This is a genomic window from Sporosarcina ureae (genome assembly GCF_029267015.1).
GTDB classification, from domain to species: Bacteria; Bacillota; Bacilli; order Bacillales_A; family Planococcaceae; genus Sporosarcina; species Sporosarcina ureae_D.
Genome location: NZ_JARIEA010000071.1, coordinates 21,094 through 47,334, shown reverse-complemented (window position 1 = coordinate 47,334; position 26,241 = coordinate 21,094). Strand labels below are relative to the sequence as shown.

The window sequence follows — 26,241 nt, the reverse complement described above, 5'->3', positions numbered from 1 at the left end:
CCATTGGACACGTCTCATTTTTCTTTACGCTTCTATCGCCGAAACTTTAGATTTTCTTAAAATCTTATACAGAATGATGAGTAAAACCGAAATCCCTAGCGCAATTCCTATCACGGAATACTGGAAACGAATTGTCGGAAAGCCAGCTAATTTAGCAATCCCGTCCAATATTAAAGGCGAACTAAACTGACCTATAAAAATAGAACTGGATACTATGGCAATCACACGGTCACTATGAAGTGGATTGACCAAACTTAATGCTTTAACGTTAATCATCGGGAACAAAATTCCTTGCCCAAAACCAATTACGCATGTACAAGCTAAAATTAGTGGGACAGAATGACTTAAAGCCAAACCAGTGAATGCAACCCCCATTAAGAATATACTGATCGGCATGATATAGGATTTCAAGATATCTTGTAGCTGAATCAATGTCAGGCTAGTAATCATACCCCCTACAGTTGTAAAAGAAATCACTGTTCCAGCCAATGCTGAGCCACCTATATTGCTTTGCTCCAAGTAGAGTGCCATGTTCGTGGCAACCGAATAGTAAACTAGCATAATACCTGCGGAAGCAGCTGCATAGCCAAAAACAGTCAGCGGCATTTTCCGTTTCTCTACACTCTTATCTTGTTTAACCGGTGTGTCTTTCGGTAAGAATATAAAGACCAGAATGAAAATCACGACCCCCATTAAATACACATTAAACGGAGCTCTCCAACTGATAGCTGCTAAGTAACCTGCTAGCATCATAGTGATGATTCCACCGAAGTTACTGAATGCAGAATTATACCCCATCATCTTCACTTGTTCACGGCCTCTAAAATGATCACTAATTAACGTAATCCCAAGCGGCATGACTAAGCCGACACCAGCTCCTAGCACGAATCGAAAGGCTAGTAACATTTCAATCGTATTGGTAAACTGTGCGCCTACCCCCGCCAAGACATATATGAATAAGCCGATTAAAGCAACTGTACGTTTCGGTATCCTTGACGTTAACCAACTAGATATGAATGTAAATGGAATGATCAATAATGAAGGTGCCGTTAATATCAACTTGATAAATACGGGACTGGCCTCTGGGAAGTTTGCGGCAATCAATCCAAGGGCTGGAGATATAGCGGCTCCTGCCATAACCGTGGCCATCGAGATGGATATGATCGTTGGTTTCAACATGCGGTTCATTGGTCATCCCCCTGTTCTGGATGACGTTTTAGTTGGCGTAATACTTTTTCAGCTGATACTTTAATTGGTGAAATCTTGCGAGCATTTGTTAATAATAAGCCATGCACTAATGATAAATGATACACTGCTAATTCTTCTGCATCCCCTTCAATAAACTCTCCGGCGATTTGTCCTCTTATAATAATACGTTCAATTCTTTCGACCATAAATCGATATTTTTCCACAATTTCTTCTTTTACTTCTTGTGTTAAATAATCAGAATACAAAGCTTGCATAATCAGGATATGGCGGTGCACTCCATCACGCAATGAGCCGGAGTGAGTTGCTTCAGTAAGCCATTCCAATTGCTTTAAAGGACTGTCATGTTTTTCCTCTGCTTGATCCACTGTATCAATGAGTAAAGTAAGTAACTCAAGAATTACTGTGACGTATAGGTCTTCTTTTGCTTTGAAATAGTGATAAAACAAGCCATGACTTTGTTCAGCTTTGTTTGTGATGTCACTAATCTTTGTTGCTGCATATCCTTTCGTACCAAATAATACGATAGCGGCTTCTTTTAAATCATGTTGCCGAGTATCGCGAATCTCTTGAATCTTTTCATTCTTTCGGGGTGACATAAAGGATTTTCAACTCACTTCTATTTATTGATTGACTCACGAGTCAATGTTGAACAGTTTACTGTCTTACTGGCATCTTGTCAACATCCAAATCCAAATGACGCGGAATCATTTTTAATAGAATAATCTGCTTAATCCCTATATTCATCACATATCATTTTCTTTTAAAAAACTGAAGAACAAACCCTATTGGGCTCATCTTCAGTCTAAGATATCATTATCCAATTATTAGCGATGTAATCTCTTTTCCACATCTTCTATGATGTCTTGTACAGAGTTCCCCTCAATGCTAACTACTGGGAAGTCGAATTGGTCGATGTTGACATCACTCAACGCGCGTACAACTCCCATATCGTATCCACTTAAATTCTCATCACTTTCAAACATCTTTACTTCGTGACCCTTTTCCTCTAGTGCTTGTTTCACGTCATCAAATGGTACTTCTACTGCGATTTTCGCCATGTTCTATTCCTCCTCTGTTCATAATTGTGTTCGTTAATACTTTGTATTTCCCCACCTACAATTCAACTAAACATAGCGTCTAATGCAATGTGTGTTTGACTGGTAATAATTAGACGATTTGTTTTGTAGGAAGTGGGTATTTTACTATTACAGTCTTAGAGTTATTATATGAAATAGATTTTATAGAAGGAGTCGACGTGATTATGTTCGGTTTATCAGATCTCATTGGCTTAGTTATTTCTAGTTTCATCATTTTACCTGTTGTTACGTTTCTAAGAGAATCTGGTTATTTCCTAATCAGTGGGCTCTTCGGCGTGAAAAATGCCAGACTTACGATTGGATCTGGACCCAGACTTTTTAAATTAGGCGTTTTAGATATACGTAAATATTATCATGTCAACAGCTGGTTCTCCTTCGATTCAGTTAAAAGAAAGAGTAATTTTGCTTATATATGTATTTATGCCGGTCCTATCTTAATTAACGTAGTAGTAGCTCTCACGATGAATGCTTTGATCGCAAATGGATTCTTTGAAGACTCCAAGACATTCTGGAATCGATTTATTTTCTACGCATTCTATTTTGTGCTATATGACTCCATTCCAATGAAAACGGTAAATGGTAAACCAAATAACGGTATGATTATTTATGAACTTCTGCGATACGGCAAACGTGTCGACTTCAATGAAGAACCTATCATTCCAGGGACAACTGAAGCAGATGAAATGTATCAAGAAGAAGTGGAGAAAATGGAGCGAATAGAAGAAGAGATCAAAGAAGAAATTATACAAAATGACGGCGTTCCACCTGACAAGAAAGGATGAAGTACTATGATTGTACGTGAACACGAGAAGTCATTTAACTTCGTACAACAACATCACCACGGACACCTAGCCGAAGAGTTAATGAAACACTGGAAAAAGGATATGTTCCCTTCAGATCAGTGGCGCCATTCTGTACTAATCGCCATTAAGAACCACGACATTGGTTGGGCTCCTTTTGACGAACAACCTTTTTGGAATGATGCGACGTCTGCACCTTTTCAATTCACCGATTTCCCTCTTCTCCCAAAAACAGTACTTTATCGACAAGGTATTGATGAGGTAGAAAAGATAGATCACTACGCAGCTATGCTTTGCAGTTTTCATTATGAACAGTTTATGCAGAACAGCAATGAGAAAGCAGCACACCTTTTTATCGAGGGCGAACAAAATCGTCGGGAACGATTATCTAGAGAAGTCGAGGGTTATACTAAAGAATTATTTGAAAAACATTTCGCTTTGCTTCAGCTTGGGGATAATTTTTCTTTATATTGTTGTGTGAATGATTCTGGGGTGGATAAAGCGAATGAACATGCATTTTTTCGTAACGGCATTCCTTCCCCAGGTATTTTCCATTCGCTACCGATAGGACGAATTGGGATATACTTTGCAGATCAACACACTATTAAGGTAGAGGATTATCCATTTTGCTGTTCGTTTGATGTGGAAGTGAAGCAAAAGAACGTGTTAAAACAAGATATTAAAGATAAAGGATTGCAAGTAGCTTATGCAGAGGCAGACTATGAAGTAATTACTTATCATTTTTCGCCTGCAACCAAATAAAAAGTGCAGAAAGAGGTAATCCCCCCCTTTCTGCACTTCATGACTTTATTGTTTCACGCTTACTTTACTAGCAAGTTCTTTCAATGCTTCTACTTTATCTGTCTGCTCCCATGGCAATTCGATATCAGTGCGGCCAAAGTGACCGTATGCTGCTGTTTGTTTGTAGATTGGACGACGTAGGTCAAGCATTTTGATAATTCCTGCTGGACGAAGGTCAAATAATTCACGTACAAACTCCACTAATTGCGTTTCGGATAGTTTACCCGTATCGAATGTGTTGATCGAGATAGAAACTGGGCTTGCTACTCCAATAGCATACGCCAGCTGTACTTCACAGTGCTCGGCTAATCCTGCTGCCACGATGTTCTTTGCAACATAGCGAGCTGCATAAGAAGCGGAACGATCCACTTTTGTAGCATCTTTACCGGAGAACGCTCCCCCACCATGTCGTGCATAACCACCGTACGTATCAACGATGATTTTACGTCCAGTTAGACCGGAATCTCCTTGAGGTCCACCAACAACAAAGCTGCCAGTAGGGTTAATAAAGTATTTTGTCTGTTCGTCCAACAAGTTTTTTGGAACGACTGCATCAATGACAACTTTCTTTATATCCTTCTCAATTTGCTCAAGTGTTGCTTCAGGATGATGTTGTGTAGAAATAACGATTGTGTCGATTCGCACAGGATTGTTATCTTGATCGTATTCTACTGTTACTTGCGTTTTTCCATCAGGACGTAAATAAGAGATTAGTTCTTCTTTACGTGCTTGTGCGAGGCGTTGTGCCAATCTATGGGATAAACTGATAGGTAAAGGCATTAATTCCGGCGTTTCATTACATGCATATCCAAACATTAGACCTTGGTCTCCTGCACCGATTGCATCTAATTCTTCATCTGACATAGAACCTTCACGTGCTTCGAGTGCCACGTTGACACTTGCAGCAATTTCAGGTGATTGCTCATCAATCGAAGTAAGGACAGCGGACGTTTCATAATCAAATCCGTATTTCGCACGGACGTAGCCTATTTCTTTAACTGTATCGCGAACAACTTTTGGAATATCCACATACGTTGTCGTAGTGATTTCTCCCATTACTAATACGAGTCCAGTCGTGATACTCGTTTCACATGCCACACGCGCATTTGGATCTTCCGTTAGAATCGCATCTAAAATTGCGTCTGAAATCTGGTCGCACATCTTGTCTGGATGGCCTTCTGTAACTGATTCTGATGTAAACAGTCGACGGTTTGTCATTTTGTTTCCCCCTATATTAAGCATCATGATACGGTACTCTCATAAGTCCCTGGTAAAGTTCCACGCCTAGACGTCAAGCATATACCATAAGGATTCAGGGCTAGACAATATAAAAAGCCCTTCACTCACATTCAATCCATGAGTAAAAGGCAAAATTTCACGCGCAGCACCTTTCACTCTTATCGTCCAAGGAATTAAACCTTGCTTCAGGTTTGGCACCTTCGCGCTAGACTACTGTCTATTGCAGGTTGCCGGGTTTCACAGGGCCTGTACCCTCCACCAACTCGGGATAAGAGTATCCGTTCATGTCACATCTTATTAAAAAGTTTTGATTTTGTCAATTTTTTTATTCTAAATCACTTGAGTTTTCCATTAGTATAGATTAATATTCTTAATGTGTTATACTATTTACGAATTAGGATATTCTTATCAAGATAAATAAATCGACTACGCAAAGGACGGTATGTAAATATGATATCTGCAAAAATTGATGATAGTTTAAAAAGCCTTCTTAGTGGAAGCAACGTGACGATCCAAGCGTCTGTAGCAGAATTAACGGAAAAAGCAGCAGCAAGAGGCGAGGCAAAGCTTTCAGCAGACGGCGCAATTACTGCACGCACAGGCAAATACACAGGACGTTCACCTAAGGACAAATTCATCGTTGAAGATGCAGTGTCTAAGGATAAAGTAGATTGGGGTAGCACGAACAGTCCAATTTCAGAAGAGATCTTTGATTCATTATACACGAAAGTCATTGATCATTTGAAGGAAAAAGACGAGCTCTTCGTCTTTAAAGGATTTGCAGGCGCGGATAAAGACTCCCAATTGTCTATCCAAGTAATCAATGAATTAGCTTGGCAGAACCTATTCGTTCACCAGCTATTCATCCGTCCAACAGAAGAAGAATTACAAGCACACGAATCGCAATTCACAATTTTGGCTGCCCCTTCATTTAAAGCGGATCCAAAAGTGGATGGCACTAACTCGGAAACTTTCATCATCGTATCACTCGAGAAACGTATTGTTTTGATCGGTGGAACAGAGTACGCAGGAGAAATGAAAAAATCTATTTTCTCTGTTATGAACTTCTTGCTACCAGAACAGGGCATTCTTTCTATGCATTGTTCAGCAAACGTTGGTGAAGAAGGCGATGTTGCTTTGTTCTTCGGACTTTCTGGAACAGGTAAAACTACTCTTTCAGCAGATGCTAACCGTAAACTAATCGGTGACGATGAGCATGGCTGGTCTGATAATGGCGTATTTAACATTGAAGGTGGATGTTACGCAAAATGTATCAACCTTTCTGCAGAAAAAGAACCTGAAATCTTCGGAGCAATTCGTTTCGGTGCAGTTTTAGAAAACGTTGTATTGGATGAAGTAACGCGCATTCCAGATTATGATGATAAATCATTGACAGAAAACACACGTGCCGCTTACCCTATCGAAAATATCGATAACATCGTGACACCGTCTGTTGCTGGTCATCCTAAGAATATTATCTTCCTAACTGCAGATGCTTCCGGAGTACTACCTCCGATCTCGATCCTTACAAAAGAACAGGCAATGTACCACTTCTTGAGCGGTTTCACTTCCAAGCTTGCTGGAACTGAGCGTGGAATTACTGCTCCTGAACCAACATTCTCTACTTGCTTCGGCTCACCATTCTTACCACTTCCTGCAGCAACATATGCAGAGATGCTTGGCAAGAAGATCGATGAGCACGGCTCAAAAGTATTCCTTGTGAATACAGGTTGGACTGGCGGAATCTATGGTGTAGGTTCACGTATGAACTTAGGCTATACACGTTCAATGGTACGCGCTGCAATCGCTGGTAAATTGGATAATGTAGAAACAAAGAAAAACGAAATTTTTGGATTGAATATGCCTCTAGAAATAGAAGGTGTGCCAAGTAATGTTCTACACCCTCGTTATGCTTGGGAAGATCCGAATGAATACGATAAAGAAGCAAACCGTTTGGCTGATGCTTTCCGTGAGAACTTCAAGAAGTTCAGCCACGTTTCAGAGGACATCGCAATTAAAGGTGGACCACCTGTTATTAAGTAATGATAGTTGAAAGAGGCTGACCCAGAATTTAATTCTGGGTCAGCCTTTTTTTGTTTGAAGTTTATTTAAGCTTTGGTAAAGGCAAGTAAGATGCGACAATAATGTAAGTATGGCGATCATTGGCCCCAATTCGGTGGTGGTGGATGGCTTCCGCACGTTAGATTGGGTGTAGGGCAGTTCGGATTCTTGTTTTTCTATGTGTTAGTAAGTGCATGGAGTAGATATTCGTACGAGTAAGTAGGATACAATCTTGGGTAGTTATTTTTGCAAACCCCTACTCTTCCTAGTTTTGTGCAGAGGTAGTGGTTTGACTGGAAGTGTAAGTGGGGCGATCATTGGCCCCACTACGGCGGTGGTGGATGGCTCCCGCAATGAGCCAGACAGGAAGTGCGCCTGGCTGTCTGGCTCATTGCTACGCCTACCACTGGCAGCCGCCTACGTTAGATAGTGTGTAAAGCAGTTCTGATTCTTCTTTTGCAAGAATAGGAACTAGTACTACCAGGTCACTGGTTTTATCTACTATAAACCACAACCTGACTTGGTAAGTACTTAGTAGCGCAGGCACAACTGCGGGGTAGGCCGTGGCCAGGAGACAACTAGCAGCCCTACCGCTAGTTGGCTCATGGCTGGAGGCAATCCCCCACGTGCCTGCGCGAGTCCAAAGCAAGACCCTCACTAAGTTCCATGCACAATTAAAAGTCGAGCAACGCCCCCTCCACCTAGGTCCATCGCCTATTCATTAGGCACTTTATATCACTGACTTCAATTTGTAACTATTTATTCAGTTTACGCACTATCCAAAACTACTATTTTTGAGTATAATTTAGGTAATTCACAGAAGGAGCTGGAGCTGACCTTGAAGCCTATTACGAAATTAGCATCTAAAATTTTAGTCATAGTCCTCTTTATCACGGCGATCGCTGCAGGAGTCATTTGGAACTACTTACAACCAACTGGTGGAAATGAGATAACCTTTGCCCAGATGGAAAAACTAATAGCAGAACAATCAGGTGGTAGTGTTTTATTGAATGAAACGGCTGACGGGAAGTTATCTATAACTGTAGATAACACTACTTACAGCACAATGGTCCGTCCACAAAGTACACTAGTAGACGACTTAGTACAAAAGTATAATGTGTCTTATAAATATAAAGCAGCAAGTTCAGCTAGTGGCTGGATTTTCGGAGGGCTAGTTTTAGCTGCCCTACTAACACTGTTCATCCTTCACAAAAAAGGGAAGCTCAATATCGGTGCATCGGGTATGAAGCATCAAGCCTCAAAAGCTACTCCTCTTCCGGACATTACAATGGACGACATTGGCGGAATCCCTGAAGAAATGAAAGAGGAAATTCTACAGACATTAGAAGTATTTAAAAATCCAGGAGTTGCGAAAGATATGGGCATTGCATTGCCTCAAGGGATTTTACTGTACGGACCTCCTGGAACAGGAAAAACATTATTAGCTCAAGCGATCGCAAATGAAATAGGCGCACTTTTCTATTCTTCAAGCGGTGCAGCTTTCACCGAACTATTTGTCGGAGTCGGCGCTTCACGTGTACGTACACTTTTTCAAAACGCCCGTAAACAAGGTCCTGCTGTTATCTTTATAGATGAAGTGGACGCGTTGGCTGGTAAACGAAAAGAGCACGGCGGTGAAGAATCGGAGAAGACATTGACGGAATTACTCGTTCAACTCGATGGTGGTAATGACAACGATGGGATCTTATTCATTGCGGCGACAAACAGAAAAGATATGTTGGATGATGCATTCTTGCGTCCTGGACGTATTGACTTCACATTTAACGTTCAACTACCAGATACTAAAGGACGTCGTGAAATTATCGACATCCACACTAACGGTAAAGCGCTAGGTGCAAATGTAGCCGCTTCTCTCGACACCTTAGCGGAAAGCACATCCGGCTTCTCTGGGGCAGAAATCAGTGGCTTGTTTGAAACAGCTAGTCGTCGTGCTATGAGAGAAGGACGTAAACTCATTGAAAAGCATGATTTAGATTTTGCAATTGATCGGACAATACTTGGAAATACTGCTCGTACGTTAAACGATCAGGAAACGAAACGCCGGGTAGCCATTCATGAATCGGGCCACGCTATCATAGCCGCTATCACTAAGCCGGGGTCTGTGAGAAAAGCAACCATCATTCCACGAGGGCAAGCTCTAGGCTATGTAGCCCCTATTCAGAAGGAACTGCATCTTTCGACAGCTAGTGAATTGCTTGATCAAGTTAGCATGATATTAGCGGGCGGTATTGCAGAACGGCTCTATTTAGGTGAACACAGCATTGGTGTGGGCGGCGACGTCGAACAAGCCAAAGAAATTCTTGAGCGTATGGTGAATACCGGGTTGTTCCAAGAAGGTTTTTCATTAATTTTCAATAAAGCGGAAAAAGAAGAAAAAATGCAGATGTTATTTAATCAGGCTGCAAAAAAAACCGAAACTCTTATTAAAGAACATGCTTATCAATTTGAGGAACTGGTCAACGCGCTTTATAAAGAAGAAACACTTGAAGGTGATGAAGTACAGCGTATCGTTGAGTTGCCAACTCCGAAAGAAACGGTAGTATTTATATAAAAAATCGAAAAAGAGAGGTCCTGAAAGTCATAACGGGGCCTCTTTTTGCATGAGATACAGGTTTGAGAGATACGTTAAATGGATTTACGCAGGGGTGAATGAGTTGGTGAATATGATGATATGAAAGCTCCAGTTGGCAGATGCTTTCCCATGGTCCTCGGGAGCAAACACTAATCCTTCCCCCACTGTTCGTTGCAATACTGTCGTTGTTCGTCCTTTAATAAATGATTGATCTTGACGTACTAAAATTTCACGAATAGCTTCCGGGCTGTTTACAACAAACGTCGGGGAAATTCCTGTCTTCTATGAGATCACATCACCAAGCGGTTGAACACGTGTAAAGAATCTGATCGGATCACGTACAAACTCCAAGTAATTTTGTAAACGTGGTGTCGCAATACCTTGTACAGTAACCATGAACTCTCCTCCAAAGTTAACATAATGTACTACTTCCCCATCTCCTGTATGCATGCAGTGTTTCTGGATATGCTAAGAAAAAGGAGGTGGATCCATTGGCAAAAGACGTATTATGTGAAGTCACGAACTGTCATTTTTGGGAATCAGGTAATCAATGTGGTGCAGATGAAATCAAAGTGGTCTCGCGAAAAGGTAGAAAAGCGAAAGATATTGCCGAAACAGATTGTGGTACGTTCATTCCAAAAGGATGATCCACCAAGTAGCAGCCTCGCTTTTTATGCTTGGCTGCTTTTTCATTATAAAACTGGACGTCTACGCATCGCTTCCCAGTTAACTGCAATCACACTCAAAACCGCAATCAACCCGCCCAGTGTAGATAATCCACTAGGTAATTCTTGAAGCCATATCCAGGCAATGATAATGGCAACGACTGGTTCTATATAGAGTAGACTCGAAACCGCGCCCGCGTCTGCAATCGACAGTGCTGTAGCCCAAGTCACATACGCAATGGTCGCAGGAATGACTCCCATATAGATCGTTGATAATGTAGCTTCCAATGTAGCGCCTTGGATTTCATTGAAAAGACCGGGTATAAAATAAAGAAACGGCAACGTACCTGCCCATGTGAAGTAAGCTGTCAATTCGACAGGCGTGTACTTTTTAAATAAAGGTTTTTGGAAGACGAAAAATATAGAGGTGGAAATAACAGCTACTATTATAAACCATGCGCCTACTGAAACTTCTAGTGCGGCTTCTGAACTTCCTATCGTAATCAATGCCACACCCGACAAACCGATTGCCATACCAATCCAGCCCAACCGACTGATTTTTTCACTTAAGAAAATCACTGCGATAATAGAAGTGAAAATTGGAACCGTCGCAATGAACAGACCGGCAGTTCCGGCCGATACGGTTTGTTCTCCATACGTCAGGCCAAAGTGATAAATACTAATTCCTGCAAAACCTAGCAACATAATCTTCCATATATCTTGTTTTGCGGGTACACGAATTTTCGTTCCAGGCCATAGTGCATATAAAATAAATACTAATGAGGCTACTAAAAACCGTGTCAACACCAAGTGTCCTGGAGAATAACCGCCTAACAAGCTCACACGTATGGCCGCGAAACTTGAGCCCCATGCAATCACTGTAAACAAACCTAAGTAGAATGCTTTCTTATTCATATAAAAACCTACTCTGTGCAGAAATTACATAGTGAACGTAACTCATTTCAACTTGAACGTAGCAGTACAATGGGCTACTAATTCATCTTTCTCATTGAATAACGTCCCTTCAACTAAAGCAGTTGAACGAGTCCTGTTGATCACAGCTGCTTTTGAATACACCGCTTCTTGAACGACTGGCTTTAGAAATTGTGTTGTCATCTGAATGGTCATGACATCATTTGCACCCATCGAGCGGCAAAGCATTCCCATAGTCGTGTCAAGAATAGACATGTACATCCCACCATGAATAGTTCCGCGTACATTGTCATAGTGTTGACGATAAGGTAAATATAATTCTACATGACCTGCTTCTAATTTTTGCGTTTGCAGACCTGCAAATTTCCAAAAAGGACTCGTCTCGAAATCTTGTCGAACTTGTTCCAAGTATTCCACTGTCGTATCGTTCATTTCATTACCTCCAGAAAATGTAGTCATTGTTATTTATACCATATCGTAAAGACGATCTATCGACAATTCAAATTATTTCTTTTTAAACATAAAAAACCAATTCGCTGAAAAATGCGAATTGGGTTTTTATGTTTTTATACAAATAAGTAAAGCGTAAAAGTCTATATTAAATCAAGATCTCATTAGGTTTATCATTCAACTACTTGATGTTTTTTATATTCCGTTCCGAGTTAGAATAGTAAAGATACATTCCTTCCTTTGTCCCGCTCTTAAAACTACTACTCACCACTCACAGTAAGAAGAATCCAATACCCATAATTAGATAAGCTGAGAACAGCACGAGCCCTTCAAACCAGTTTGACTCACCATCCTGACATATGTTGACGACTAGCAAGGTGGCGGTAATCATGGCAATTAGCTCGGGCCAAGTAAAGACGAGCGGCATTGCAGTTGGCATCATCAAGGAAATCAATACAAGAACCGGCGCTACAAACATTGCCACTTGCAATGTAGAACCAATAGCGATTTCAACTGAAATATCCATTTTATTCTTCATCGCCATCGTGATCGCAGATGAATGCTCTGCTGCATTTCCAACGATAGCAACAATGATGACACCGATAAATAACTCCGTCCAGCCAAACTTCTCACCTAACGTCCCAAACGTATGCACTAGCTTCTCTGAAACAAATGCGACCGCTACTGTCGAAATCATCAATACTAATATAGCTTTCTTTTTCGTCCACTCCGGAACTTCATCTGTTTCGTGATCTTCAGAACCGTAAACACCACGGTGAGTAAATAATTTAAATACTAGGCCTGCTAAATAAATCAGAATAAGTATGATTGAAATACCAATACTCAGATTTAGTTCAGTTTTCGTATCCATCGTCATCGAGAATACTTCCGGAATCACGAATGCAACAACTATTGCAAACACTAGTAGTGCAGAGTTAAAACGCGCATCATAAATACTGAAATTCTGTCTTTTATGTTTCAGACCTCCCGCAAAAAACGATAGCCCGAGAACCAATAATAAGTTTCCTAAAACAGAACCTGTCAACGACGCCAGTACAATTGCAATCAATCCGGCTTTTAACGTAAAAATGGAAATGATAAGTTCTACCGCGTTACCGAATGTCGCATTTAACAAACCACCAATTCTTGGACCACTAACAATTGCCAAGCTTTCTGTAGCTCTTCCTATGAATGCAGCCAGAGCAACAATACTATAACAACATAGCGCAAACATCCATAAGTCTGACCAATTCAAAAAAGACGCTATAAATACTAAAGGTACACCAGTGAACGCCATTACAGTAAATACTTTATTCAGTGTCTCCACCTCGTTTCAAAATCAATTTGTTATCATCTTTCCCTTTTACTAGCGTAAATAAACTGGTTAAAAAATGGTTGATCATCGGAATGAAGATCAACTAAATAGCGCATATATAAATGATCACTTATTAGAACCAAAAAAGATGGAGGAGAGTCTCTAATTAAGACTCTCCTCCATCCACTATCATAATCTAGATTATATCAGTTAAAAAACATAGCTTAACTTTTCATTTTCGGATCCAATGCATCACGTAATCCGTCACCCATCAAGTTAAACCCTAAAACTGTAAGCATTATGGCAACTCCAGGGAAAATCATTGTCCATGGAGCATTTTGCAGATAATCCTTAGAGTCAGCTAACATCTTCCCCCACTCTGGATAAGGGGCTTCCGCTCCTAGTCCTAGGAATCCAAGTGCTGCCGCTTCTAAGATAGCTGTAGCAACCGCCAATGTACCTTGAACGATAACAGGCGCCATTGAGTTAGGTAAAATATGCGAAAACAGGATCCTGAAATCTTTCATTCCAATTGCCTTTGCAGCTGTAATATATTCATCCTCTTTAATACTCAATACTTTGGACCGTATCAATCGTCCAAAGTTCGGTACGTTAATGATCGCAATTGCAATTAACGCGTTACGTAAACTTGGTCCTAGTACAGATACAATCGCAATTGCCAATAAAATAGACGGAAATGCGAGCATAATATCGAATACCCTCGAAATAATAGTATCAATCCAGCGACCATAATAACCCGCGATAATTCCTAGGAAACTCCCCACTACAATCGAACCTACTACCGAGAAGAATCCAACAGTTAGAGATATTCGTGCACCGTGAATAATACGCGAGAAAATATCACGGCCGAAATCATCCGTTCCGAACCAGTATTCTGACGAAGGAGGTTGCAGTCGATCTGTCATTAATTGTTCATTGATGCCTTCTTTCGTGACAAGGGGTCCGAAGAGTGCGAGCAGTATAAAGAATATGACAATGACTGCGCCCACGACCGCCACTTTACTTTTACGAAAACCTACCCAAGCTTCCCGCCAAGGTCCTGTTGTTTTTTCTAATTCTGCTTCTACTACTCCATCTACCTTAGGCGTAAATTCTGACATGAACTGTTCCTCCTTCCTCAATCATACTTAATCCTCGGATCGATCAGTCCATACAATAAGTCGACGATGAGATTGATCATGACAAAGATAAATGCGACGATGAGTATGCCTGATTGAATTACAGGATAATCTCTAAAGTTGATTGCGTCATAGATGTAGCGTCCGATTCCAGGCCAAGCGAAGATTGTTTCCGTCAGAATAGCTCCACCGAGCAATAAACCTATCTGCAAACCAATAACTGTCAATACAGGAATGATCGCATTTTTCAACGCGTGCTTATATACTACCCAGAACATTTTCTGACCTTTTGCTCGCGCCGTACGAATATAGTCCGAACGCATAACTTCCAACATGCTCGAACGTGTCATTCGGGCGATAATCGCCATTGGAATGGTTGCGAGCGCTAATCCAGGTAAGATCAAATGTTTAATAACTTCCCATAATTGATCAAACCTGCCCTGGATGAGCGTATCAATTATGTATAAATTGGTTATAGCGGATACGGGGTCTCGGACATTTTCACGTCCAGTTGTTGGCAACCATTGTAATTCGATCGCAAATGCCCACTGTCCCATTAGTCCTAACCAGAAGATCGGCATGGATACTCCAACTAGTGCTAGTACCATTGCTGAATAATCAAACCATGAGTTTTGGAACCAAGCAGAAATAATACCGGCGTTAATTCCTACAACGACCGCGATAATCATCGCAAATAATGCTAATTCTAATGTAGCTGCTAAATAAGGCCAGATTTCATCCGCCACAGGAAGGCGCGTACGCATGGATTCTCCTAAATCACCTTTAAAAATACCACCTAAATAACTGAAGTATTGTGTATACCACGGTTGATCAAGACCTAGCTTGATCGTCAAAGCTTCTACCGCTTCTTTAGTCGCTTGTTGTCCTAATATTACTTGTGCTGGATTACCAGGAATTGCACGAATCAACATAAAAACTAAAAATGTCATACCAAGCAGGACAGGAATCAGCTGTAAAAGCCTCTTAATCGTATAGTTGAACAACTCTTTCACCCCTCCGGCTCTTATCATTTATTAATCAAAGAGAGGGAGAATGCTAGCTTCTCCCTCTACTTCGATCATACAATTTACTTGTAACTTATTTGAACTCTACGTTTGACAACAAATCAGAACCTGTAGGATGTGGAACGAAACCAGTTAATTCCTTCTTACCGCCTAACAAAGGAATGGAGTGTGCAAGTGGTACCCAAGGCGCTTCTTCATGAAGAATTTCCTGAGCTTGCTTATACAACTCGATACGCTTGTCCTCATCTACTTCTGATTGTGCTTCAATGAATAGTTTATGTGTTTCGTCGTTCTTAAAGTACGTGTAGTTATTGCTTCCAATATTATCTTCATCTAACAATACATATAGGAAGTTGTCCGCGTCACCGTTATCGCCAGTCCAACCTAGCATGAATGCATCTGCTTCTCCCTTGCTTGCTTTATCAAGGTAAGTTGCCCACTCATACGAAACGATTTTCGCTTTAATACCAACGTCAGCCAAGTTGCTTTGGATCGCTTCTGCTACTTTCTTGCCGTCTGGCATATATGGACGTGGAACCGGCATAGCCCATAGTTCCATTTCGAATCCATCTTCAAGACCTGCTTCTTTCAATAATTCTTTCGCTTTTTCAGGATCATATGCATACGCTTCTACATCATCGTTATAACCTGAAATTGATGAAGGCATAGCATTTTTCGCTACTTCTGCACGTCCTTCAAAGAATGAATCGACGATTGATTGTTTATCGATAGCATAGTTCATTGCTTGACGAACTTCTTTTTTATCAAATGGCTCACGCGTTACTGTTAATCCAAGGTATCCTACGTTCATGGAAGGACGCTCGAACAACTGCAATACATCGTTGTCTTCAATCTTTACTCCATCGGCTGGATTGATTCCATCTGCCAAATCAATTTCACCAGATAGTAATGCGTTCAGGCGAGCAGAGTTATCCGGAATTGCTTGGAAAATGATGCGATCCAATTTCGGTAATCCTTCTTGCCAATAGTCTTCGTTCTTTTCAATTGTAATTGTCTCATTTGGCTTCCACTCGACAAACTTGAATGGACCTGTTCCTACCGGGTTACGCTCATACTCGTCATTGCCCTTTTCGAAAGCTTCAGGACTAGAGATAGCGAACATACTCATCGCAAGATTTTTCAAGAATGGTGCTTGCGGACGCTTCAAAGTAATAATCACTGTAGATTCTCCGTCTGCTTTAACAGATTCAATTACGTGATCTTCATCGTCTTTAAACCCACCGAACATAGAGTTATAGTATGGGAATGTATCTGAATCTCCATTAGCCCAACGCTCAAAGTTCTTCACAACAGCTTCTGCATTAAAGTCTGTGCCATCATGGAACTTTACGCCTTCTTCTAATTGGAATGTATACGTTAATCCATCTTCACTTGTATCATATTCTTTTGCAAGACCCGGTTGAACCGTAGTATCTTGCTCCCCAAAGTTTAATAACGTTTCGAATAAATTCACTGTAACTTTAAAAGTTTCCCCTTCTGTTACACGGGATGGGTCAAGAGATGTTGAATCTCCACCTCGTCCAAATACTAACGTCTTGTTTTCACTGCCGCCTTTATCTGCAGCGTCTTTGTCTTTGTCCCCACTGCCTTCTTTGTCATCGCCACCTGAACAAGCTGCCAGTGCAGTCGATAATACAAGAAGCATGATCAACGCAAACGACCACAATTTCCCTTTTCTCATACAGATCCCTCCAATTGTTTTTTTCTTTCTATATCATCGTTGCCTTCATCTGTATACAGATGGCAAGCAACAGAATGACCAATATTCTCCTCTGCTAACACAGGGGTTACTTTCGTACACACATCCATTTTGAACGGACAGCGAGTATGGAATGCACAACCACTTGGAGGATTCGCCGGGCTAGGCATGTCCCCTTCAATAATGATTTGCTCCTTTTTGTAATTTGGATCTGGTACAGGAACCGCAGACAACAAAGCTTGTGTGTAGGGATGGAGTGGGTTTGCATAGAGTTCTTCACTTTTCGTAATCTCTACAATTTTCCCCAAGTACATAACTGCTACACGATCACTAATGTGACGTACAACACCGAGATCATGCGCAATGAAGATATACGTTAAGTTAAATTCTTTTTGCAAATCTTGCATTAAGTTCAATACTTGCGCCTGAATCGATACGTCCAGCGCAGATACCGGCTCATCTGCAATAATCAATTTAGGATTCGTCATTAACGCGCGAGCAATTCCGATACGCTGACGCTGCCCTCCACTAAATTGATGAGGATAGCGCTTAGCATGATATTCACTTAAACCAACAATCTTTAAGAACTCTACAACCTTTTTACGACGGTCTTTTGCATTGTGACCACCATGGACAATCAACGGCTCCTCCAAAATTTTTCCGATTGTATGCCGTGGATTCAATGAAGCGTAAGGATCCTGAAAGACCATTTGGATATCTCTACGAATCTTACGTACTTCATTAGCAGGTAGTTTAGCTAGATCTCTACCCTGAAATTCCACTATTCCCTCTGTAGGTTCAAGTAACTGCATAATCGTTCGACCAGTCGTCGATTTACCGCAACCACTTTCCCCTACAATTCCAAGCGTCTCGCCTTCATTGACATGAAAAGAAATATTATCAATCGCCTTGACGTGACCAACTGTTTTACCAATTAATCCTTTACGTATGGGAAAGTACTTTTTCAACCCTTCAACCTTTAGCAGCGGTTTGCTCATTTGCACTCGTCACTCCTTCTTGCTCGTCATATAAGAAGCATCTAGTTTGATGATTTTCGGAGTTTCGGTACAATTCCGGCGTTTCTACCCAGCATCTCGAGAAAGCGCTTTCACATCTTGCTGCGAATCTACAACCCGTCTCGATGGATCCCGGTTTCGGCACATTGCCTGGAATGGAATAAAGACGGTCTTTTTTATCCCGCATATCTGGAACAGATTGAATCAATCCGCGAGTATATGGGTGACAAGGATTTTCAAAAATCACATGAGTTGGTGCTTCCTCAATAACTTGCCCTGCATACATAACTACTACGCGTTCACAAGTCTCAGCTACTACCCCTAAATCATGCGTAATAAGTAGGATCGCTGTATTCATACGTTCATTTAGATCCCGCATCAATTTCAGGATTTGTGCTTGGATGGTTACATCAAGTGCTGTTGTAGGTTCATCTGCAATAAGAACTTTTGGATCGCATACAAGCGCCATAGCAATCATGACACGCTGTCGCATACCACCTGATAGCTGATGAGGATATTCTTTCATAATTTCTTCAGAGCGAGGCAATCCGACTAATTTCAACATTTCAATTGCCCGTTCTTTAATCTGCTTTTTTGACCACTTTTTCTGATGAAGGGAAATTGCTTCAGACATCTGATTACCTATTGTGAAAAGAGGGTTTAGTGAAGTCATAGGCTCCTGAAAAATCATCGCGACATCGTTTCCGCGAATTCCTCTCATTTCCTTCTCCGATTTTTTTAGGAGATCCTGACCTTCAAACAAGATTTCTCCTCCAGTGATTTTCCCGGGCGGACTCGGCACCAACTGCATAATAGATAAAGAGGTTACACTCTTCCCACAGCCAGATTCTCCAACAATCCCCAAGACTTCTCCTTCTCTCACATAAAAGTCCACATGATCTACTGCTGGAATTTCTCCCGAATCCGTGAAAAAGGTCGTTTGCAAATCTTTAACTTCAAGTAATTTCTTTCTTTCGTTCATTTGCTCACCTATTTCCATTTTTCTGAAATAACTCATTAATCATTATTATACTTTTATTCTGATTAAACGCAAGAAACTTTTTTTAAAGAATAATATATTAAGAGAATGTAGTAATGAAAAAAGAAGTGCGTTAGGAAAGTTGATACCTACGCACTTCTTAAAAAATCTAGTTTTTCTAATGTTATGCTTACTCTTTTAACTGCATAATTATTTCCCTTACCAAATGGCCTGACCGTCTACAAATTCTGGCGGTTCTAAATCTAGTAGTTTGTATAGACTTGGTGCAATATCGGTCATCGTTATTCTTTCACTAATTTCTCCACTGCTAATCTTAGGACCTGCTGCAAATAGAATAGGTCGTAATGGCAAACGCTCAGGATTACCACCATGACTCCCCAATTCTTGGGTTGGTTCGACAGCAATTTCCGCGTCTTTTCCCATCAAATATCCCGGAGCAGCAGACAGGAATACATCACCACTATTATCATTATTAAATGTTACATACTCTTCTTGTTCTTCTGTCCAAACTGCTTCATACGGTGAAATTTCACTATTTTTCTGTTTAGATAAGACTGAAGGTGCCGGGTAAGTATAGGCTAGGTCCGCTTTACCAGTGAGCCAACGCAAAATAGGATGAGCCACTTTTTCAGGATCTTGTGACAGGGCAGAAAAAACGGTCTTATCGGTAAAGACTGATACAATTTCATTCTTTACTCGTTCATATTCCTCTTCTTTTACAATTCCTTTTTTCTCTCTGCCCTTTAGATTTACATACACATGCGCAATCGTTCCACTCGCTTCCGCATACGCTTTCGTCTTAGATGTATCCACATTTCCTTTTTCGTCTTTTACAAGCAGTCCCGCTTTCTCAAGCTCTTTATTCGGTGAAAGCCTCGTATGGATTGGTTCTAAACCATGATCCGAAACAATCAACAAGTGATCTTCAGGGTTAAGATTATTTTTGATTCGCCCAATCGCTCGGTCCGCTTGCCCAAATGCCCAGCTAACATATTTCTCTTTTTCCAACACATTCGATAATTCATATCCCGGCTGGGCAGGTTCTCTCAATAAAAAGTTATGCAGTTCAGTATCTACGACTGGATAATAATAAAATAATAAGTCTGGTTGATAGTGATCTTTAATATATAAGCTGACATCCGTCACCCAATTTGCAAAACGTTCGCCTACTTGCTCATATTCTTCTCTTGTAATATCTCCATTTTTGAAGGCATCTATCTCATCAGCCGCGGGATAAAATCCAAATTCAGATTCAATCTCGTCCGTGAATTGATCAGGACCCTTGTACAACCCTCCCATTACAGTACCTTGAAATAACTTTAGCTTCTCTTTATCTTCAGGATCTCCTTTCAGTTTTATATAGAATCCTGCACTATCGAAGTCTGGTAGGTCCAGCACGATACTGACCCAGTCATTTACTGATACTTTTTCTCCTATTTGTTTAGGATCCATTGAAATATAAAGTTCCGGTTTTTGCTCTTCTGTTCGCAACACATATAACTGTTGGGAAGGTGAGTTTTTTATATCTAATGTGATTACAGCTTCTTCTACTTCTGTCGTTGTGGTTGCAGTTAATTGTTTAACGCGTTGATCATCTATAGGTAAAAATTTCAAATGATGAAGGTTCGAATCCGCTAAGGTCCCGCCTGAATACACAGCGTACGTAGCAGCAGAAGCATTTTCAGGATTCGAATCGGGGAAAGAGACCGTCGCTGTTACTTTCCCTTGATTTCTCGCTTCTTTCCATATAGGTGTAACGCCTAACGTTTGTGCAAATCCACTTTGATCATCTTTTACTTTTTCACCTGACGAGTGAAACTGATTACTCACAATCCCCGTCTTGGAAGGTGCTGCACCGCTCGCCATTGTCGCATGTGATGGCGCAGTTAGTGAAGGTGTAACTGTAATGAAATCCGTCGCATAAGCAGCCTCTTTTTGAAATCCTTCTAAATTCAACATGATTCCTTTATCTATATATCTCTGTGCGTCTTGATAACCCAATCCATCAAATGACACAACACTAATTGTACCGGTTGATTGTGCTGCTTGAACAGACGAAGAGGTAGTAGTACTAGTCATGCTACATAAAACTATAGTTATAAAAACAATCAGTGGCTTAAACATTTGGCATCCCTCGCTTTGTAGAACTATTCCCTTCCTAAAATCATGTAAACTTGCTAACTACAAATATGTGCTGAAAAAGTCTTTTAGCATTAATTAATTAATTAAAGCTTTAAACTTGAATTCACAGCAGTTCTTTCGACTCATTTACTAGTTCTTTAACAAAAAAGCCTTGCAAAACTTTCATTTCTTTATTAATGTTGCCTTAAGGAAACATTATTTCCTTAGGGAAACTTTTAACGTTTTCTATAGTTTCTTTGGAGGTGAAAATTTGAAGCCATTTGTTCTTCCTGCTTTGCCTTATGCAGTAGACGCTCTGGAACCGTATATCGATGCACGTACATTGGAGATTCACCACGGCAAACATCATCAAACGTATGTCAATAACTTGAATGCGGCATTAGAAAATCAAGAAGAGTTGCAATCTCAATCTCTTGAAACCATATTGACTGATCTCAGTCAGGTACCTGAAGAGATACGCACTGCTGTTCAAAACAATGGTGGTGGACATTACTGTCACAGCTTATTCTGGGAATCTATGACGCCAAAAAGCAAAGGTGAACCTTCAGCAGATATCAAGAGAGAAATCGATAAGTATTTTACTACATTTGATAATTTTCAAGATATCTTGTCTAAAGCGGCGATCAGTCGCTTCGGCAGTGGATATGGCTGGTTAGTGCTAAATGACGGAGAGCTAGAAGTCATGAGCACGCCAAACCAAGATACGCCATTGAAGGATGGTAAAACTCCATTACTCGTCATCGATGTTTGGGAACATGCTTATTATTTAGCGTATCAGAACCGCCGCCCCGAATTCGTACAAAATTGGTGGCATACTGTGGACTGGGACGTTGTCAATGAGCGTTTCATCCAAGCTGGTAAAACAGCGGCAAAGTAAATTTTTTCTTCTTTCCTTATCTCCAGTTTTATCCTACATTCCAATTTAGGGCTGCTTATCCGCGGAAACGGGTAAGCAGCCCGCCTTTTATTGATTAAAAACACCTCCCGCAATTCTCTTAAGCGGGAGGTGTTTATCAATTTATAGTTGCAATGCAAGCTGCTTTAGTCTATTTCTTTCAAGCCACGTCAAGCTTTTATCAAACAATTCATTTTCAAAAGAATAGCTTGAAAATGTATGATCAGCCTGTTCAATATATTGTTCTATTACACGCTCTCCGTTCAAGCGCTTATTGAGTGAGTTGACGTATCGTCTCGTATGTTCTATTGATATTTGTTCATCTTCTTTTGCATGAACAATATGCACTGGTCCCATAAATGAACGAATTGCTTCGATAGGCTGATGCCTTTTCAAATCTTTAAGGAAAGTTTGGCTGATCATAAATCCGTGATAGTCATGACGGCCTTGCCTTGAGATTTCATGAACCGCTTTCGGTCCAAGAATTCCCGCTATGTCTTCGTATGGTGTACCTACCGGTGACCAGAGAATCAGTTGTTTAATCCGTGAATCGCTCGCTGCCGTCAGCGACGCAACTGCCCCTCCCATACTGTGTCCTACTAATGAAATTCGTTCTTTATCTATACCGCGAATCGAACTTAAATAATCCACGACATCCTGTACTTCTTTTAATTGATTAGTCAAGGTTACATCTGCATAATCTCCGTCACTTTCGCCACACCCACTAAAGTCAAAGCGGAATACCCCATATCCACACTCTGTGAAATATCGGGCGGCTTTAACAAATAGACGATGTTCCCCTACTTTACTACCTACAAAACCATGTATAAATATAAGCAACGGTATAGCTTCTTCTCTATATTCAGGCAAATGCAACGCACCCGACAAATTATTTTCCCCAGAACGAATCGTGATGTTTTTTTGCATTTCTTCCACACTCCAGTCAAAATATATTATTCCAACATGTTTAATAGGTATTATACAATTTAGATACCTTTAAGTCAAATCAATCCATTGGAACTTTAATTTTTACATAGAAAAAGACTCCCCTAGTAGGAAGTCTCGATAGTATATTAAAATGAGGAATTAGTGAGTGGATTGGCATTTTCGTTTTAGAGCAAACACATCCGCTTAGAACGCATATCAACGGTGCCCATTCACTTACTTCACAATCCCAAGCGTATTCAAGAACACTACAATAATCGTCAATGGCACTATCCACTTCATCAAAAAGTGCCAGAGCGGATAAAAACCTTTAGACTGCGTATGGTACTGTGTGAACTCATCACGTACCAACACCTGGTCCATCTTGCGAACAATAAATAACGCAATCAACAAACAACCTGCCGGAAGTAAAATATTACTGACCAAATAATCTGTCGCATCAAAAATACTCTTATCAAATATCAAGAAACCTGACAATGTACTGGATGATAAGGCAGAAGGTATAGCTGCGATGAATACAACCGCACCTATCAACCATGTCACGGATTTGCGCGTTCGCTTACCACTCGCCGTCATCGCCGCCACAATAATCTCATACAAACTAAATGAGGAAGTCAATGTAGCAAAGAGGAATAAAATTAAAAACAATGCTAAAAATACTTGACCGAGCGGTAACTGAGAGAACACTGCTGGCAACACCATGAACAATAATTCAGGTCCTGCAGCTGGTTCTTGACCAAATGCAAATACTGCTGGAAAAATGGCCAGACCCGCAAGCAAAGAAACAAATAAATTCATGCCAACAACAGAAGTTGCAGATGAAGTCAGGCTAACGTCTTTTTTCAAATAGGAACTATATGTTACCATACACGAAAATCCTACTGCCAATGAGAAGAATGATTGTCCAAGTGCATACAATACGGAATCTCTAGTAATACTGGAGAAGTCAGGCTTCAGGAAGAAAGATACCCCTTCCATTGCACCCGGCAACGTCAACGATCGAATAACTAAAATAATAAAAAACACAAATAATAAAGGCATCATATACTTATTCGCTTTTTCAATACCGTTTTGTACACCTGAAGAGACGACCAATATATTAATAATTGTAAAGAGAAGCAAGCCGATCAAAGTTGTTAGTGGTGAACCAACGATCGAGCCAAATTGTTCTGAGTAGGAAGCACCTTCACTAATAATTTTACCGCCAATAGACAATCCGCTATACACGAACACCCAACCACCGACTACACTATAGAAAGATAGTAAAAGAAAACATCCTGCTACACCGAGCTTACCTATCCAAGACCAGGCACCAGTCGGCGCTAGCTTTTTATACGCGCTAATTGCTTCTTTACCTGAACTGCGTCCAATAATGAATTCAGATATCAACATAGGTAAACCGATTAAAATCGTAAACACGATGAATAACAGGAAGAACGCTCCGCCTCCACTCATACCTGTAACGTAAGGGAACTTCCAAATCGCCCCTAGACCAATTGCTGCACCAGCTGAAGACATAATAAACCCAAGCTTAGAAGACCATTGTTCTTTTCGTTGTTCCATATTCTCACCCATTTCCTTTACTTCTGCATATAACAGTTATACTGTACTGCTTCCTTAGAAACAAGAGTAGATTTATATAGTTTATAGTTATACACACTAAAATAGACATACCCGAATCGAAATGACCGCTTCGGGCATGCCTTTTTTTATTGAATATCTTCCTGTTCATTTATTTAACTCATACTTTTATTTTGCTGGGCTCTTGCTTCTCCACCCTTACGTCCAATTTTCTCATAGAAATTTTTATCGTGTTTCTCAGAAGTTGCTTTTCCACCTTTACGTCCGATTTCTCTGTAAAACTCACTACTATGTTTCTGGGCTGTGGCTTCCCCACCTTTACGCCCTATCTGTTCATAGAATTCTTTATCGTGTTTTTTAGAGGTTGCTTGACCGCCTTTACGTCCTGCCTCTTCCAAAGACATTTTCTTTTCCTGTTCGGTGTTTTGTTGGTTAGCCATATATAGTATTCCTCCTACTAGTCGTTTTACGAATCCTGATGCTTAATGCATATATTCCCAATCCGCTACGTACTAAACACCAGACGACTAAATAAGCCGTTTTTCGATAGAAAGGCTTATGGAATAGAATTCATCAATTTTTATAGTTATCGACTAAATTGATCTTCATCTATGCGTATAACTTTTCAATTTTGATCCAACTTACTTGAGAAGGTATCAAGAGAAGGGAGAATCAGATATGGGAAGAGATGAACACAAAAAAGGAAGTAATTCTGCCGGTTCATTACCACAAACTCCAAAGAACCAGACGATTGCCCCGAAAGACATGAAAGAAGAAATGTCGAAAGAACTTGCTGAATTACGCAAAGCTCCTACTCAACAGAAAAAACGTAAATAATAACGGCAAAAAGACCGGGAAAATTCCCCCCGGTCTTTTTCATTTTCGAAGAGGAGCTTGTTCATCGATGATCTTCTCCAAACATTCGTCCCACTCTTCCGTTAATGTATTCCACACCCTAGTAAAGTGCTTCTTTTCTGAACGATCATATAGATAAAATTCTACACAAGGAATCAATTGACTATCTAAAATTTGTGGTATCTCTATCTTATCAATAACCTTCTGAAGCATGCCTTCAGCTGTTTCAGCATCGACCGCGAGAAGTGCTATGCGCAACTGATCATCAGTTAACGCTTGCGCTTTGCTTGAATACTTCTTGGCTAATCGGAATTCTTTAACTTTTGCTGTAAAGATCTTTTCAGGTTGCTGACATAAAATCGAATCATGATACGCACTATAGTAAAACTTGTTTTCTTCCTTTTTAGGTGGATGTTCGTAAACACCTGCTTGCAATTGTTTTACACCGATACTCGTCAGCTCAACACTTTCTTTTCGCCATTCGATCATCCGTGAAGCTTCCATTTTGCTAAATAAATTCTCGACGAATAGCGGCTCGACCGCAAGAAATTCTGCGATCTTTTTTGATTCAGACACTTCTAGTCGTTGAATCGTCAGCAATATCATTTTCATTAATATGTCCATAGTTGTACGCTTACTCGTTGTGTAGGGTATATTGATGAGCTCAACCGGCAATCCCCAGCTGTCTGATTGTTGTATTTGGATATCGGGCTGTCGTTGCAATTCTTGCTGCAACTTTTTTCGAATCGAATCCATCTAC

The 26,241-nt window shown here is 40.5% G+C and carries 25 protein-coding genes and 1 riboswitch; of the genes, 7 read left to right on the top strand and 18 right to left on the bottom strand.

Annotation, left to right across the window (positions count from 1 at the left end):
- Window positions 1–24: 24 nt before the first annotated feature.
- From Q7P97_RS12110 to Q7P97_RS12100, 3 genes are all read right to left on the bottom strand, one after another.
- Window positions 25–1,188, bottom strand: coding sequence for an MFS transporter (locus tag Q7P97_RS12110; RefSeq protein ID WP_303969420.1), 1,164 nt, complete (start codon window positions 1,186–1,188; stop codon window positions 25–27).
- Window positions 1,185–1,805, bottom strand: a complete 621-nt coding sequence (locus Q7P97_RS12105; protein WP_303969419.1) for a TetR/AcrR family transcriptional regulator — start codon at window positions 1,803–1,805, stop codon at window positions 1,185–1,187. The genes Q7P97_RS12110 and Q7P97_RS12105 overlap by 4 nt, the downstream gene beginning before the upstream one ends.
- A gap of 228 nt (window positions 1,806–2,033) precedes the next feature.
- Window positions 2,034–2,267: a YkuS family protein gene (locus Q7P97_RS12100; RefSeq protein WP_303969418.1), complete on the bottom strand. Its 234-nt coding sequence runs from the start codon at window positions 2,265–2,267 to the stop codon at window positions 2,034–2,036.
- A gap of 203 nt (window positions 2,268–2,470) precedes the next feature.
- Between Q7P97_RS12100 and Q7P97_RS12095 the strand changes: the two genes are divergently transcribed.
- The gene (locus Q7P97_RS12095) at window positions 2,471–3,088 is read left to right on the top strand and encodes a hypothetical protein (protein WP_303969417.1); all 618 of its coding nucleotides are present in this window, start codon (window positions 2,471–2,473) and stop codon (window positions 3,086–3,088) included.
- Between the two features lie 6 nt (window positions 3,089–3,094).
- Window positions 3,095–3,868, top strand: coding sequence for a DUF3891 family protein (locus tag Q7P97_RS12090; RefSeq protein WP_303969416.1), 774 nt, complete (start codon window positions 3,095–3,097; stop codon window positions 3,866–3,868).
- Window positions 3,869–3,913: 45 nt separating this feature from the next.
- On the opposite strand, the gene metK is transcribed toward Q7P97_RS12090, so the two are convergent.
- A complete protein-coding gene (metK, locus tag Q7P97_RS12085) occupies window positions 3,914–5,125 on the bottom strand; it encodes a methionine adenosyltransferase (protein WP_303969415.1) in 1,212 nt (403 codons plus the stop codon).
- 176 nt (window positions 5,126–5,301) lie between these two features.
- Window positions 5,302–5,421, bottom strand: a riboswitch (SAM riboswitch).
- A 175-nt stretch (window positions 5,422–5,596) separates the two neighbouring features.
- Between metK and pckA the strand changes: the two genes are divergently transcribed.
- Window positions 5,597–7,189 (top strand): phosphoenolpyruvate carboxykinase (ATP), encoded by a 1,593-nt coding sequence (pckA, locus tag Q7P97_RS12080; protein ID WP_085426754.1) that lies wholly within the window; start codon window positions 5,597–5,599, stop codon window positions 7,187–7,189.
- A 418-nt stretch (window positions 7,190–7,607) separates the two neighbouring features.
- On the opposite strand, the gene Q7P97_RS12075 is transcribed toward pckA, so the two are convergent.
- Complete coding sequence (locus Q7P97_RS12075) at window positions 7,608–7,856, bottom strand: hypothetical protein (RefSeq protein ID WP_303969414.1); 249 nt, start codon at window positions 7,854–7,856, stop codon at window positions 7,608–7,610.
- Between the two features lie 189 nt (window positions 7,857–8,045).
- Between Q7P97_RS12075 and Q7P97_RS12070 the strand changes: the two genes are divergently transcribed.
- Both Q7P97_RS12070 and Q7P97_RS12065 read left to right on the top strand, forming a co-directional pair.
- A complete protein-coding gene (locus tag Q7P97_RS12070) occupies window positions 8,046–9,779 on the top strand; it encodes an AAA family ATPase (protein WP_303969413.1) in 1,734 nt (577 codons plus the stop codon).
- Window positions 9,780–10,291: 512 nt separating this feature from the next.
- Window positions 10,292–10,447 carry a DUF1540 domain-containing protein gene (locus tag Q7P97_RS12065; RefSeq protein ID WP_085427090.1) on the top strand — a complete coding sequence of 52 codons (156 nt, stop codon included), beginning with the start codon at window positions 10,292–10,294 and terminating at the stop codon, window positions 10,445–10,447.
- 45 nt (window positions 10,448–10,492) lie between these two features.
- On the opposite strand, the gene Q7P97_RS12060 is transcribed toward Q7P97_RS12065, so the two are convergent.
- From Q7P97_RS12060 to Q7P97_RS12020, 9 genes are all read right to left on the bottom strand, one after another.
- Window positions 10,493–11,380: a DMT family transporter gene (locus Q7P97_RS12060; protein ID WP_303969412.1), complete on the bottom strand. Its 888-nt coding sequence runs from the start codon at window positions 11,378–11,380 to the stop codon at window positions 10,493–10,495.
- A gap of 42 nt (window positions 11,381–11,422) precedes the next feature.
- Window positions 11,423–11,830 carry a PaaI family thioesterase gene (locus Q7P97_RS12055; RefSeq protein WP_303969411.1) on the bottom strand — a complete coding sequence of 136 codons (408 nt, stop codon included), beginning with the start codon at window positions 11,828–11,830 and terminating at the stop codon, window positions 11,423–11,425.
- 289 nt (window positions 11,831–12,119) lie between these two features.
- Window positions 12,120–13,145 (bottom strand): calcium/proton exchanger, encoded by a 1,026-nt coding sequence (gene cax, locus Q7P97_RS12050; RefSeq protein WP_303969410.1) that lies wholly within the window; start codon window positions 13,143–13,145, stop codon window positions 12,120–12,122.
- A gap of 242 nt (window positions 13,146–13,387) precedes the next feature.
- Window positions 13,388–14,284: a nickel transporter permease gene (gene nikC / locus Q7P97_RS12045; RefSeq protein WP_303969409.1), complete on the bottom strand. Its 897-nt coding sequence runs from the start codon at window positions 14,282–14,284 to the stop codon at window positions 13,388–13,390.
- Between the two features lie 17 nt (window positions 14,285–14,301).
- Window positions 14,302–15,333, bottom strand: coding sequence for an ABC transporter permease (locus Q7P97_RS12040; RefSeq protein WP_483315738.1), 1,032 nt, complete (start codon window positions 15,331–15,333; stop codon window positions 14,302–14,304).
- 67 nt (window positions 15,334–15,400) lie between these two features.
- Complete coding sequence (locus Q7P97_RS12035; protein ID WP_303969407.1) at window positions 15,401–17,029, bottom strand: ABC transporter substrate-binding protein; 1,629 nt, start codon at window positions 17,027–17,029, stop codon at window positions 15,401–15,403.
- Complete coding sequence (locus Q7P97_RS12030) at window positions 17,026–18,045, bottom strand: ABC transporter ATP-binding protein (protein WP_303969406.1); 1,020 nt, start codon at window positions 18,043–18,045, stop codon at window positions 17,026–17,028. Before Q7P97_RS12030 ends, Q7P97_RS12035 begins: the two co-directional genes overlap by 4 nt.
- A complete protein-coding gene (locus tag Q7P97_RS12025) occupies window positions 18,020–19,045 on the bottom strand; it encodes an ABC transporter ATP-binding protein (RefSeq protein ID WP_303969405.1) in 1,026 nt (341 codons plus the stop codon). The genes Q7P97_RS12030 and Q7P97_RS12025 overlap by 26 nt, the downstream gene beginning before the upstream one ends.
- A gap of 216 nt (window positions 19,046–19,261) precedes the next feature.
- On the bottom strand, window positions 19,262–21,187 hold the full coding sequence (locus Q7P97_RS12020; protein ID WP_303969404.1) for an alkaline phosphatase family protein: 1,926 nt from the start codon (window positions 21,185–21,187) through the stop codon (window positions 19,262–19,264).
- A gap of 268 nt (window positions 21,188–21,455) precedes the next feature.
- On the opposite strand from Q7P97_RS12020, the gene Q7P97_RS12015 reads away from it, so the two are divergent.
- Window positions 21,456–22,082 carry a superoxide dismutase gene (locus Q7P97_RS12015; protein WP_303969403.1) on the top strand — a complete coding sequence of 209 codons (627 nt, stop codon included), beginning with the start codon at window positions 21,456–21,458 and terminating at the stop codon, window positions 22,080–22,082.
- Window positions 22,083–22,223: 141 nt separating this feature from the next.
- Here Q7P97_RS12015 and Q7P97_RS12010 read toward each other — a convergent pair whose 3' ends face one another.
- From Q7P97_RS12010 to Q7P97_RS12000, 3 genes are all read right to left on the bottom strand, one after another.
- Window positions 22,224–23,027: an alpha/beta hydrolase gene (locus Q7P97_RS12010; RefSeq protein WP_303969402.1), complete on the bottom strand. Its 804-nt coding sequence runs from the start codon at window positions 23,025–23,027 to the stop codon at window positions 22,224–22,226.
- A 234-nt stretch (window positions 23,028–23,261) separates the two neighbouring features.
- Window positions 23,262–24,608 carry a sodium-dependent transporter gene (locus tag Q7P97_RS12005; protein ID WP_303969504.1) on the bottom strand — a complete coding sequence of 449 codons (1,347 nt, stop codon included), beginning with the start codon at window positions 24,606–24,608 and terminating at the stop codon, window positions 23,262–23,264.
- Between the two features lie 173 nt (window positions 24,609–24,781).
- Complete coding sequence (locus Q7P97_RS12000) at window positions 24,782–25,066, bottom strand: KGG domain-containing protein (RefSeq protein WP_303969401.1); 285 nt, start codon at window positions 25,064–25,066, stop codon at window positions 24,782–24,784.
- A gap of 238 nt (window positions 25,067–25,304) precedes the next feature.
- On the opposite strand from Q7P97_RS12000, the gene Q7P97_RS11995 reads away from it, so the two are divergent.
- The gene (locus Q7P97_RS11995) at window positions 25,305–25,463 is read left to right on the top strand and encodes a hypothetical protein (RefSeq protein ID WP_199170413.1); all 159 of its coding nucleotides are present in this window, start codon (window positions 25,305–25,307) and stop codon (window positions 25,461–25,463) included.
- Between the two features lie 39 nt (window positions 25,464–25,502).
- On the opposite strand, the gene Q7P97_RS11990 is transcribed toward Q7P97_RS11995, so the two are convergent.
- Window positions 25,503–26,237, bottom strand: a complete 735-nt coding sequence (locus tag Q7P97_RS11990; protein WP_303969400.1) for a hypothetical protein — start codon at window positions 26,235–26,237, stop codon at window positions 25,503–25,505.
- Window positions 26,238–26,241: the final 4 nt, after the last annotated feature.